Origin of the sequence: Hufsiella arboris, from assembly GCF_009834875.1 — a bacterium.
In the GTDB taxonomy this organism is placed as follows: Bacteria; Bacteroidota; Bacteroidia; order Sphingobacteriales; family Sphingobacteriaceae; genus Hufsiella_A; species Hufsiella_A arboris.
In genome coordinates this window covers 232552-244290 of sequence record NZ_WVHT01000007.1, presented here as the reverse complement: position 1 = coordinate 244290, position 11739 = coordinate 232552, and the positions used below count along the sequence as shown (strand labels likewise).

General features: G+C 42.9%; 11 protein-coding genes. 6 read left to right on the top strand and 5 right to left on the bottom strand.

Annotated features, from left to right (window positions below; translation table 11 throughout):
• Positions 1–9: 9 nt before the first annotated feature.
• Entirely contained in the window at positions 10–1575 is a 1566-nt protein-coding gene (locus tag GS399_RS15515) for a M28 family metallopeptidase (protein ID WP_160845556.1), read from the bottom strand.
• A 126-nt stretch (positions 1576–1701) separates the two neighbouring features.
• On the opposite strand from GS399_RS15515, the gene GS399_RS15510 reads away from it, so the two are divergent.
• Positions 1702–3048 (top strand): M28 family peptidase, encoded by a 1347-nt coding sequence (locus GS399_RS15510; RefSeq protein ID WP_160845555.1) that lies wholly within the window; start codon positions 1702–1704, stop codon positions 3046–3048.
• Here GS399_RS15510 and GS399_RS15505 read toward each other — a convergent pair.
• The gene (locus GS399_RS15505; RefSeq protein ID WP_160845554.1) at positions 3041–4483 is read right to left on the bottom strand and encodes a phytoene desaturase family protein; all 1443 of its coding nucleotides are present in this window, start codon (positions 4481–4483) and stop codon (positions 3041–3043) included. The genes GS399_RS15510 and GS399_RS15505 overlap by 8 nt on opposite strands.
• A gap of 123 nt (positions 4484–4606) precedes the next feature.
• Here GS399_RS15505 and GS399_RS15500 point away from each other — a divergent pair, with 123 nt between their 5' ends.
• Together GS399_RS15500 and GS399_RS15495 are read left to right on the top strand one after the other, a co-directional pair.
• Complete coding sequence (locus GS399_RS15500) at positions 4607–5041, top strand: MarR family winged helix-turn-helix transcriptional regulator (protein WP_160845553.1); 435 nt, start codon at positions 4607–4609, stop codon at positions 5039–5041.
• A 5-nt stretch (positions 5042–5046) separates the two neighbouring features.
• A complete protein-coding gene (locus tag GS399_RS15495; protein ID WP_160845552.1) occupies positions 5047–6288 on the top strand; it encodes an MFS transporter in 1242 nt (413 codons plus the stop codon).
• Positions 6289–6300: 12 nt separating this feature from the next.
• Here GS399_RS15495 and cydB read toward each other — a convergent pair whose 3' ends face one another.
• Positions 6301–7335: a cytochrome d ubiquinol oxidase subunit II gene (cydB, locus tag GS399_RS15490; protein WP_160845551.1), complete on the bottom strand. Its 1035-nt coding sequence runs from the start codon at positions 7333–7335 to the stop codon at positions 6301–6303.
• Position 7336: 1 nt separating this feature from the next.
• Complete coding sequence (locus tag GS399_RS15485) at positions 7337–8716, bottom strand: cytochrome ubiquinol oxidase subunit I (protein WP_160845550.1); 1380 nt, start codon at positions 8714–8716, stop codon at positions 7337–7339.
• Between the two features lie 147 nt (positions 8717–8863).
• Here GS399_RS15485 and GS399_RS15480 point away from each other — a divergent pair, with 147 nt between their 5' ends.
• The 3 genes from GS399_RS15480 (at position 8864) to GS399_RS15470 (ending at position 10633) form a co-directional block, all read left to right on the top strand.
• A complete protein-coding gene (locus tag GS399_RS15480) occupies positions 8864–9310 on the top strand; it encodes a DUF1569 domain-containing protein (RefSeq protein WP_160845549.1) in 447 nt (148 codons plus the stop codon).
• Positions 9311–9369: 59 nt separating this feature from the next.
• Positions 9370–10176 (top strand): helix-turn-helix domain-containing protein, encoded by an 807-nt coding sequence (locus tag GS399_RS15475; RefSeq protein WP_160845548.1) that lies wholly within the window; start codon positions 9370–9372, stop codon positions 10174–10176.
• A gap of 76 nt (positions 10177–10252) precedes the next feature.
• Entirely contained in the window at positions 10253–10633 is a 381-nt protein-coding gene (locus GS399_RS15470; protein WP_160845547.1) for a VOC family protein, read from the top strand.
• A gap of 5 nt (positions 10634–10638) precedes the next feature.
• Here the strand turns inward: GS399_RS15470 and GS399_RS15465 are convergent, their stop codons facing one another.
• On the bottom strand, positions 10639–11565 hold the full coding sequence (locus tag GS399_RS15465; RefSeq protein ID WP_237487962.1) for a cation diffusion facilitator family transporter: 927 nt from the start codon (positions 11563–11565) through the stop codon (positions 10639–10641).
• Positions 11566–11739 lie beyond the last annotated feature (174 nt).

Genomic DNA, 11739 nt, shown 5'->3' with positions numbered 1-11739 from the left:
ATATATTGATTATTTGGAATCTGATACTGCTTTCGGAAGTTCTTTTCGCGGAAGCTTATCGGCACGCTGCGCGGTGTTATAAGCAAACGCGGCTACAATCGTAGCTGCCTGTTTTAAATCATCTTCAATCAGGCGATCATAAGTATCCTGGTTGCTATGGTGAGTACGAGTGCCATAGTCAATTCCGTCCTGGATGAATTGGAAGCCCGGTACACCAACGGCGTCAAATGACAAGTGATCGGTACCTCCTGTGTTATTAATCGTCAATGTTTTAGCACCCAGGTCATTGAATGGTTGCAGCCAGCTTTGGAATATTGGTTTTACCTGCGGATTTCCCTGCATATAAACTCCCCGGATTTTGCCAGTTCCGTTATCCAGGTTATAATAAGCTGAAATAGTTTGCTGTTCAGGTTTCAGAACCATTGTTTTCGCATCGCCCAAATGTTCAGTAACATATCCTTTTGATCCGAACAATCCCTGTTCTTCCGAGCTCCACAAAGCGATGCGGATTGTTCTTTTCGGTTTCAGGCCCACCGCCTTAATAATCCGAATTGCCTCCATCATCACAGCGCTTCCTGCGGCATTGTCGGTAGCTCCTGTTGCAGCATGCCATGAATCAAAGTGAGCGCCAATCATCACTACTTCATTTTTTAACTTTTTATCTGTTCCCGGAATTTCACCAATAACGTTGTAACCATTAAGATCCTGATCATAAAAACTTGTTTTGGTATCAACCTCCATTTGAACTTTGATTCCGCCCTTCACTAAACGAAGTAAGCGCAGATAGTCTTCACCAGACATTTCGAGTTCCGGTGCAACCGGCTTGGCGTCTTCTGCATACGAAGCTCCGTTAGATGTAAAAAACGTGCCATCGTTACCACGGGCAAGAGTTAAAATACATCCTACCTTTTCGTCTGTTAAAAATGCGCTGATTTGCTGGCGCATTGTGCGCATTTTCATCATTTCACGAAATTGCGGACTGTCGGCAAAATTCCTTCGCTGTCCTGCCTGCTGAGGTGCCGCATTTTCCATTTTTACCAGGTCAGAATCTGCAAGGCGCCTGGCATCAGCATTAAAGTTGGTTGCAGTTGTTAAGGTTTTCGAGTCAAAAATGACAATCTTTCCGGCCAGTTTGCCCTTATATTGATCGAGTTGCGCAACGCTGTCGGCAATTAACAGGACAACCTCCGATTTAACGGGACCGTTGGTTCCGGGTGTCCATGCTTTCGGGGAAGCAATCAATGCATGGTAATATGGCGCCGTCATAGCGGCATAGTATTTATCAACCTGCCAGCCTTTACCAAACTTTCCCCAGGGCTCAAGCTTAACATTTTGTAAGCCGAGCGCTTTAAGTTGGCCTGCCGCCCATTCCTGCGCGTTTTTTAAACCAGGCGATCCGGATAAACGCGGTCCCGATACGTCAGTAAGATAAAACGCTGTTTGCATAACCTTTGAATTCTTTAAACCCTCGTCACGGATTTTTTGAATTGCAGCGGCATCAAACGATTCGGTTTGGGCAAACCCAGCGCTCAAGTAAACGCCGAGCATCGTTGTAAGCAGTAAATTTCTTTTCATTGTATTGTTTTTAGTTTAGTCTAATTACAAACCTATCAAATAGCAGACTTACTATCATGTGATTGTACTAACAAATTTGTTACAGGCAAATAATTACGGATGATAATCTTTATTTATTTTGGTAAAATGAAAATCGTACTTTCAATTATAACCCTTTCCATGCTGATTGCTTCCGGATTTGCTCAAACTATCGAAAAACAAGATCCGGTTATAAAACAAATGGTCGATGAAGTTTCATCCCAAAATATAGAGAAGACTATCCGTAAGCTCGTAAGCTTTCAAACGAGGCATACTCTTAGTGATACCACAAGTACAAAAACCGGCATCGGAGCGGCGAGAAACTGGATAAAATCTGAATTTGAGAATTACTCAAAAGCTTCTGGCGGAAGACTGAAAGTTGAGTTTGACACATTTACGCAGACCGCGGGCGGGCGGGTTCCGAACCCGACCATCATGAAAAATGTAGTGGCGACCTTACCCGGAACCGATCCAAATGACAACCGTATTTTTATAATCTCCGGCCATTATGATTCAAGAGCTACTGACGTGATGGATGCGAAATCGTTTGCTCCCGGCGCTAATGACGACGCATCCGGAACGGCAACATCCATGGAACTGGCGCGGGTAATGAGTAAACAACGGTTCAACGCAACTCTGGTATTCGTCGCGATGGTCGGCGAAGAACAAGGATTGAATGGTGCGACCAATCTTGCTAAAAAAGCAAAAGACCTTGGTTGGAACGTAGCCGGCATGATCACTAATGATATTGTTGGCAATACCTATGGTATGGAAACCGATTTAAAAGATAATCGCAGCGTGCGGGTTTTCAGTGAAGGTGTTCCGGCTGGCGAAACGCAACAGCAGGCTGGCTTACGCATGAGTACAGGGTTAGAAAATGACGAACCTGCACGGCAATTTGCCCGGTATATGAAAGAGATAGGCGAACGTTATGTGGATCAGCTTGAGGTTAAGCTTATATACCGTCGCGACAGGTATCTGAGAGGAGGCGATCACACACCATTTTCACAGCAAGGGTTCGCCGCAATCCGGGTTACCGAGATGAATGAAAACTTTGAACGTCAGCACCAGAATGTCCGCAACGAAAACGGAATTGATTATGGTGATACACCCGATTTTGTAGATTACAATTATGTTCAAAAAGTTGCCCGAATGAATCTTTCGACGCTCGCTAATCTGGCTTTAGCGCCGTTAGAACCGGTAAATCCCGGCGTTGTCACTTCCGGACTGACCAATAAAACCAGTTTGAAATGGGAAACCCCCAAAGGCGAAAAACCAGCCGGATATTATGTAGTGATGAGGGAAACGACCAGTCCTGTTTGGGAACGGAAACTATACACCAGCGACACAAAGGCCAATCTTAACTACTCAAAGGATAATTACTTTTTCGGAATTCAATCGGTAGACGCTGAAGGACATGAAAGTATTGTTGTAATTCCCAAGCCGGTTAAATAGCAATGGCTTGTAAGCCAAAAATATCTTTTAGAGCTCGTTTAGCCGCATAATAACCACACATTCCATGGACTCCACCTCCGGGAGGAGTTGATGAGGAACAAATATAAAATTTCCTTGAAGACGTTCTGTACGGAGAAAAGCGCAAGGCCGGACGGCTAAATAGCTGGGTAATATCAAATGCTCCGCCGTTAATGTCACCACCGATATAATTAGGATTGTACTGCTCCAGTTGCAGTGTATTCATGGTGCTTTTAGCCAGAATCACTTCTTTAAAGCCAGGCGCGAACCGTTCAACCTGGTTTTCAATTTGAGCAGTCATATCAATAGTTGAACCAAATGGAACGTGACAATAGGCCCATGCTGTGTGCTTTGAAACCGGTGCTCTCGAGCAATCAAAAACACTTGGCTGTGTGAATAAAACGAACGGCTTTGCGGGATATATTCCTTTTGAAACCTGTTCTTCAGATAAGGAGATTTCCTCAAAACTGTTTCCTAAATGTATAGTTCCGGCACTTTTGCAGGCCGGTGCAGTAAATGGCGCCGGTTCCGACAGTGCCCAGTCAATTTTAAAAACCCCGCTCCCGGATTGGTACCGGTTTAACTGCCATTTGTAAAACGCCGAAAGATCTTCGCCAGCGATATTCAATATCTGCCGGGGCGTCAGATCAAATAAAACAACCTTCGTTGGAGGAATATCAGCCAGGCTTTTTATTTCAATGCCGGTCTCGATCTTCCCGCCTAATGCTATGAAATGACCGGCAAGTGCGTCAGCTATCGATTGCGATCCACCTTTTGCAATTGGCCAGCCACCTTTATGCCCTGCTGCCAGCAGCACCATAGCAGCTGCGGAAGTTGTCAATTTTTGAAATGGTTGTATCGAATGAGCAGCCATTCCCGCCCATAAGCCCCGGGCCTTTTGGGTTGTAAATTTCCCGGAAACATCTTGGGCAGATCTTAAAGCCGTCAATCCAAACCGTAACAGTTCAATTGGATGACCTGGCATTTTGAGTGGTGAGAGAATATCCTTTATCAATTCATCCCAATTTCCCACAGTCGGACTCATAAGATTCAGATACGCATCACGATCATGCCCCAACGAATCAGCGGTATCAATTAAAGATCGCTCTAATGTAACAGCTTTACCGTCATCAAAAGGGTGAGCGGCAGAAATTGTTGGTTGAATAAACTCTAATCCGTAATCAGACAAAGGCAATTTCTTAAAAAAAGGCGATGCGATTGCTAAAGGATGTACAGCTGAACAAACGTCATGCTTAAAGCCTGGCAAGGTCAGTTCTGCGGTTCTGAGCCCTCCGCCAACCTTTTCATTTCGTTCGATTACCAACACCGATATCCCGGCTAGTTGCAGCGTGATAGCTGCTGCAAGCCCGTTTGGGCCAGCACCGATAACAACTGCGTCAACATTTTTCGATGTCATATATGTTTATCGAACCTCAATTATCATCTTAAATACATAAAATATCTAAGCATCCCAAACGCCATTGAATAAAAAGCAATTTTTGTATTTTTGTAAAGTTACTTTATTAAATAGCTTTAGTAAATGAATGAGAATAACGCTTACCAAACCGCCGCACTTCTTAGAGCTGCAATCACCCGGTTAATCAGGCAATTACGAAAACAGGATACTAACTCGACTTTCTCCCACTCTGAAATGATGACGATGGGCCTGCTTGACCAATACGGGACTTTGTTGCCTTCGGAACTTGCGGAAATGGAAAAAGTAACAGCACAGGCTATTTCGCAGCAGCTAAACCGTCTTTGCGAGCTGGGATGTATAACGAAAATCACGCCGGAGGAAGATAAACGTAAAAGTAAGATTGCACTTACGGATGCGGGGCGCGGTCACCTATCTGAAATATGGCATAGCCGGGTAGAATGGCTTACCGCATCGATACAAAACAAATTAACAGAAGAGGAATTCGCCGTTTTAGAAGCAGCGGTTCCATTAATTGAAAAAATATCAGCATCTAATTAAGTTAAATGTCATCAATATTCAGAGCATTAAATTCACGTAATTACAGACTACATTTTACCGGTCAATCGATTTCTCTGATCGGTACATGGATGCAGCGGGTAGCAGTTAGCTGGCTGGTGTATCGTTTAACAAACTCAGCTTATCTGCTTGGGCTTGTTACCTTCCTTGGATTGATTCCTTCACTAGTTCTGGCGCCTTATATCGGCAGTTTTGTCGACAGGAATAACCGGTATAAAATTGTGCTTTTCATGCAGATTGGTATGATGATCCAGGCCGGATTTATGGCTTTGCTCGTCTGGTTCCAGTGGTACAATATTTTCTGGATCGGATTTCTGAGCATGACCCAGGGAGTTTTAGCGGCTTTTGAAACCAATGCCCGGCAATCAATGATGGTCGATCTGGTTGAAAAAAAAGAAGACCTTTCAAATGCCCTGGCACTAAACTCATCAGCATTTAACGCTGCCCGATTGATTGGCCCGGCCTTAGCTGGAATTGTTTTAAGTACGATCGGAGAAGACGCCTGCTTTATTATCAATTTTCTGAGCTTCGTCGCTGTGATTTTCTGCTTGGTTACCATGAAAATCAACACAACGCCCTTAACTAAAAGCACCGAAAATATTTGGGTTGAGCTGAAAAACGGCTATTCTTATTTACGATCGGCTCCGGATTTGTCTTCACTTATCCTGACACTTGCTATTTCAAGCTTGCTGGTTATTCCATTCACTACCCTACTACCCGTTTTAGCTAAAGACATTTTCCATGGAAACGCTGTAACATTCAGCTGGTTCGAAAGCGCCGGCGGCTTGGGCGCCATGATCGGTGCTATTTATATGGCGTCGCTAAAAGATCATAAGTATCTCACTAAAATAACCGTTGCCGCTTCGAGTTTACTTGGATTGGGGCTTATCTTTTTAGCATATTCCCCTGCTTTAGTTTTCTCGCTGATCTGCGTCACGCTTGCCACAATGGGTATGATGATGCAGACTGCTTCAATTAATACCTACATACAAACACATACGCTGCCGAATATGCGCGGCCGGGCAATCAGTTACTATCTAATGGCCTATCAGGGCATCTTACCTATCGGCAGTTTGCTAACGGGTATCATGGCCGAAAAACTTGGAACCCGGGACGTTATTCTGATGGAAGGAATTGCCGGCATTTTATTGATCAGCTGTTTTGCTTTATACAAAAACTACTATCATTGGAAGCGCTTGTTCATCGTCCGGATTTACCGGCATAACTAGCGTATACCATCCCTAGTAACTCATTTCGTCGAGTTTTACCTTGCCCTTAAAGGTCCAGAAAACGAAAGAAGTATACGCTACCACCAGCGGTACGCCAATTGCGGCAACGATGAGCATAATCATTAATGACTTTTCCGATGATGATCCATTGTGTACTGTTATATTATAGGCTGGATTGACCGTTGATATTACCATATTAGGATAAAGTTCGACCGCTACGATAATTAACAACAAACTCACCGTTACACAAGACGAAATAAAAGCGTAAATGAATTTATGCCTGGCAATTTGTCTGGTGATATTGGCAATGCTGAATACCATGCCCACCGGTATGAGAAACATCCAGTTGTGATGGCGAATGGTATTTGTAAGATGCGGAATATATAAAATGGTATAAAAGCTCAAAAGCAAGATGCAGATCGAGAAAAAGATGGTTGTGTTTCTTACCAGGATCGTCAATTTAGTATAAAGTCTGTCCTCTGTTTTCATTACCAGATAAATGGCGCCGTGCATCATGAATAGCGCCAAAGTTGTAACACCGACCATTAAGGCGTAAGGATTAAGAAAATAGATCAGATCGCCGGTAAAATTGCCATCCTTGTCAATCGGAATACCTAGGAGGATGTTTCCGAGAACAACGCCAAGTAAAAAAGCAATTGTTGCGCTGGAGATACAGTAGGATATGTCCCACATCCGGCGCCACCAAGCCATCGGTTCCTTACTTCTGAACTCGATAGAAATCGCCCGGAAAATTAAAACCGTAAGGAACAACATAAAAGGCACATAAAATGCTGAAAAAACGGCTGCATAAACCGGCGGAAATCCAGCGAACAAAGCTCCTCCTCCTATCACCAGCCAAACTTCATTTCCATCCCAAACCGGGCCGATGGCGTTCAAAGCTATCCTGCGGCTCGACTCTTTGTTAAAGAATAAATGTAAAGCGCCCGCTCCCAGATCAAAACCGTCAAGTATCGCGTACCCCGTAAAAACCGCACCCAGGATCATAAACCACCAGGTAGCGTAATCGATGCCTAAAAATGTTGCCATATTAAAGTGTTCCAATTTCTTCTGCCATTATTTTATGCTGAGGACTGTGATCTATATCGCCTTTTCCATACGGACCATACTTGATCTTTTTATTAAGCAGGTAGATAAACAAGGCAAATAGCAACGCATAAACCAGGGTAAACAAAATCAATGAGAATATTACCTGGTTTGCCGTTACAGCTTTACTAAGGGCATCACTGGTCCGCAGCAGTCCATACACCACCCATGGTTGGCGGCCCGTTTCGGCGGCATACCAACCGACCTGGTTGGCAAGTTGCGGCAGAAATACCGAAAAGGTAAATAAAATCATCAGCCACCGTTTATTGAATAAAGCGTTCTTCCACCATAGCCAGCAGGAAAATAACGTAAGCACGATCAAAAAGCTTCCGATCGCGATCATTATGTGATAACTCTGAAACACGAAATTCGGCGCCTGTGGTCTGTCAGCCGGAGCAAAACTTTTTAGTCCGCGCACCGGGGCATTAAAATCACCATGCGTTAAAAACGAAAGTCCTTTTGGAATTTTAAGGCCGACGGTTTTTTCATTCTTTTTATCTACATAGCCAAACAGGTACATGTCTGCTGGGGCGGATTTTTCAAAATGCCCTTCCAGCGCAGCAAGTTTAGCAGGCTGATATTCAGACACAATCTCTGCAGAGCGGTGGCCAAAAAACAATTGAGAAACGGACGAGATGGTTGCTATAACCAAGGCGATCTTAAATGCTGATTTCGCGAACTGCAAATACTTATTTTTAACGATGTACCAGGCGCTGATACTTAACACAAGAAAGGATCCCGACAAAAACGACCCGATCCATACATGCCATACCCTCGTTACCGACGAAGGGTTAAACACCATTGCCCAAAAATCCGTTATCTCTGCCCGGGCCTGCAAACCGGAACCTACAATATGGTATCCGGCCGGCGTTTGCTGCCAGGAATTTGCTACTACAATCCATATTGCAGAAAACATCGAACCAAGCGTTACCATAACCGTGGCGAAAAAGTGCACCCGTGGACTAACCTTATTCCAGCCAAAAAGCAGCACACCTAAAAATCCCGATTCAAGCGCAAAAGCGAAAATTCCCTCTGCGGCCAGCGCCGAGCCAAACACATCACCGACATATTTAGAATAAGTTGCCCAATTGGTTCCAAATTCAAATTCCATAACGATTCCGGTTGCTACGCCGATGCCAAAGATCAGCGCGAAGATCTTCGTGTAAAACCGGGTCATGTCTTCATACATTTTATTGCCGGTTTTGAGATAAAGACCTTCCATTGCCACCATAACAAGACCAAGGCCAATACTTAAAGGAGGATAGATGTAATGAAACGAAATGGTAAATGCGAATTGAATTCGAGCCAGGATTTCGACGTTCATGCTGCGGATTTTTGTTACTCGTAAAAATAAGTGCTTTGTAACAAATAAGTGAAAGTTGGAAATTTGATTGGTAGTTTAGAGTGAAACTAAATTAATTTTTTATTGGCTCCACAGCCGTAATTCGCTATTAACTCAATTACTAACGATATGAAAAGTATTTATAACCCTGCAGACAATGCGGATATGATCAATAGAATACAGAATTTAACAATTGATTCACAAGCTTTATGGGGGAAAATGAACGTCAGCCAAATGCTTGCCCATTGCCAGCAGCCGGTCAAAGTATCCTTCGGCGAACTAAACTTAAAAGGCGGATTGCTGGGATTTTTATTTGGAAAAATGGCTAAAAAGAAATTAATGAGTGATCAGCCTCTTTCTAAAGGCTTGCCAACTGTAAAGCAGTTCGTAATTAAACATACACCCGATTTTGAAACAGAGAAGCAGGAACTTATTAAGCAAGTAAGCCGTTATTCAAACGGCCAGGATCAAATAACAAAATTGCCTCATCCTTTTTTCGGTAAGCTGACCTTAGAAGAATGGGACAAACTTCAGTGGAAACATTTAGACCATCATTTACGGCAATTTGGGAGTTAAGATATGACGGCAACTCGTTAAGTATGACGCTAATCGACAAATAGTAGTAAATTTAAATAATGAAGTATCAGATCATACAGCCGCCTGTAGAACTTGCCTCCATTATCAGGTATTTTTGGGTTTTAGAAGGATCTGTTGATAAAGGACAGCGGTATGTTCACCGTACATTAGCCGACTGCTGTCCTGAAATGGTATTTCATTACAAAGGTTTATTCGATGACCTGATCGAAAACGGCAAGTCTGGAAAAACATTTGCCGCTTGCCTGGCGGGGCAGTCAGATCGATATAACCGGTTTAGTATTGACCAGGATTTTGGAATTTTCGGCGTTTATCTTTATCCATTCGCCGTTCCATTGATTTTCAATATTCCGGCCGATGAGCTGAATAACGAGATGGTGGACATTCAAACCATTATCGGCGCCGAAGGTAGCGAACTTGTCGAAAAGTTGATGTTCTCCAAAAACAACTCTGGGCGGATTGATATCCTGGTTGAGTTTTTCAAAAAAAGGTTGCAAAACAACAAGCAGCAACCTGCAGAAATATTTTCCGCGATCAGTGAAATTATACATTCCAGGAGCAGACAAACTGTTAAAGAACTAGCAGACGATTACTGCCTTTCGCAACGCCAGTTTGAGCGAAAATTCAAGCAATTTTCAGGATTCAGTCCCAAAACCTTTTCCAGGATAAGCAGGTTTCAGCAAGCACTCGGAACCTACTCGAAACCCTTTTCTTCCCTAACAGAAATTGCATATGACTGCGGTTATTATGATCAGTCGCACTTTATCCACGATTTCAAAAAGTTTTCGGGTCATAATCCTAATCATTATTTCAACCGCATAGTCGAAGCAAATAAGTGGAAACAATAATGTCGTTTATTTCCAATTTCGCTGTTACTAACTGCTGTAATTTCGAATCATGTTAAACAATTAAAAATTTAAGATTATGGAAATTCCAACAGGACATCAGGCTGTTATGCCGTATTTAATGTTAGCTGATTCGGCAAAATTTATTGATTTCACTCAAAAAGTTTTTGGAGCCGAAGTAACATTTAAGAGAATGAGAGAAGACGAAAAAACAATCATGCACTCTGAAATAAATGTTAACGGAAGCACGATCATGTTTTGTGATGCCACAGATAAATTCCGCGAGCAAACCTGCAACTTCTTTGTATATGTTGAAAGCGCGGATAATAGCTACGAAAAAGCTCTCCAGTGTGAAGGCAAAAGCGTCATGGAACTTTCCGACCAGGATTACGGAAGAACATGCGGCGTTATCGACCCATCTGGAAATACCTGGTGGATCACTTCAGTAAGCGACAAGTAGATTTGCTAAGTAGCGACAGAATCAGGTTCAACAAGAATATGTTTTATCGAAGGATATTCTGTTTGGATAAGTTCCCTGATTCGGGTGATTGAGGTAGTTATTTGCGTGGTGGTAAGTTCTTTTTCAAATATGATATTCAGAGCAAGAATAATCTCTTCGGGCGATTGATACATTGAACGGTGGTGAAGTACGGATTTAACGGACTCATCACCTTCGATAATTTTTATGATCTGTTGAAGTGCCTCTTCATCTATAGCTTCTCCCATCAATAAGCTTCTGCTTTCACGAAGCAAAATGATAGAGATAAATGTTAAAATACATCCGATAACCATCGAAGCTAAAGCATCAAAAACAGGATTATTATAGTGATGGCCAAGAAATACTCCCAGGAAAGCAGTGATTAACCCCAGCAGATCAGCTGCATCTTCAAATAAAACAACAAATGTAGACGGGTCTTTACTGCTTTTTACAGCTTGCCAAAACGGAGTCTTTCCGCGCTGCCGCCTGAATTCCTTCCTTGCCGTAAGAAAAGAAATGCCGTCGAATAAAAACGCGATTCCCAAAACTATGTAGTTCCATTTCGGATCTTGAATCTCGGTCGGATGAATCAGATGGGTTACCCCTTCATAAAAAGAGATGCCGCCTCCTACACCAAAAATTAAAACCGAAACAACAAAGGCCCAAAAATAAAGCTCTTTTCCATAGCCGAACGGCCTTTGCTTATCGGCAGGTTTTTTACTTTTCTCAATGCCAAGCAGCAACAAAACCTCATTCGCTGTATCAACCAGCGAGTGAATACCTTCAGAAACCATCGCCGAACTTCCGGTTATACCAGCGGCAAAGAATTTTGTAATTGCTATCAGCAAATTGGCAACTAAAGCGCTGTATAAAGGGATTTTTGAAGCCGGCATAGATGAAGTATGACAAATCATGCGGTTGAGTTGTTTGGCCGGATAAAATATTCATGTAAATTCCAGTTATCAACGTTGTCGCGTCCATCAAACCTCAGGTAAGAGAGATTCTGAAACTATTATTCTAAGCACGTATATTTGGTAATAAAATACGTGCAATGACTACCAAGCTTACATTAACCGTGAACCTGTTAT

Excerpts from the sequence above, each read along its gene's own strand:
- GS399_RS15515 (WP_160845556.1), bottom strand. The coding sequence starts at position 1,575 with ATGAAAAGAAATTTACTGCTTACAACGATGCTCGGCGTTTACTTGAGC.
- GS399_RS15480 (WP_160845549.1), top strand. The coding sequence starts at position 8,864 with ATGAAAAGTATTTATAACCCTGCAGACAATGCGGATATGATCAATAGA.
- GS399_RS15465 (WP_237487962.1), bottom strand. The coding sequence starts at position 11,565 with ATGATTTGTCATACTTCATCTATGCCGGCTTCAAAAATCCCTTTATAC.
- cydB (WP_160845551.1), bottom strand. The coding sequence starts at position 7,335 with ATGGCAACATTTTTAGGCATCGATTACGCTACCTGGTGGTTTATGATC.
- GS399_RS15495 (WP_160845552.1), top strand. The coding sequence starts at position 5,047 with ATGTCATCAATATTCAGAGCATTAAATTCACGTAATTACAGACTACAT.
- GS399_RS15470 (WP_160845547.1), top strand. The coding sequence starts at position 10,253 with ATGGAAATTCCAACAGGACATCAGGCTGTTATGCCGTATTTAATGTTA.
- GS399_RS15485 (WP_160845550.1), bottom strand. The coding sequence starts at position 8,716 with ATGAACGTCGAAATCCTGGCTCGAATTCAATTCGCATTTACCATTTCG.
- GS399_RS15510 (WP_160845555.1), top strand. The coding sequence starts at position 1,702 with ATGAAAATCGTACTTTCAATTATAACCCTTTCCATGCTGATTGCTTCC.
- GS399_RS15475 (WP_160845548.1), top strand. The coding sequence starts at position 9,370 with ATGAAGTATCAGATCATACAGCCGCCTGTAGAACTTGCCTCCATTATC.
- GS399_RS15505 (WP_160845554.1), bottom strand. The coding sequence starts at position 4,483 with ATGACATCGAAAAATGTTGACGCAGTTGTTATCGGTGCTGGCCCAAAC.
- GS399_RS15500 (WP_160845553.1), top strand. The coding sequence starts at position 4,607 with ATGAATGAGAATAACGCTTACCAAACCGCCGCACTTCTTAGAGCTGCA.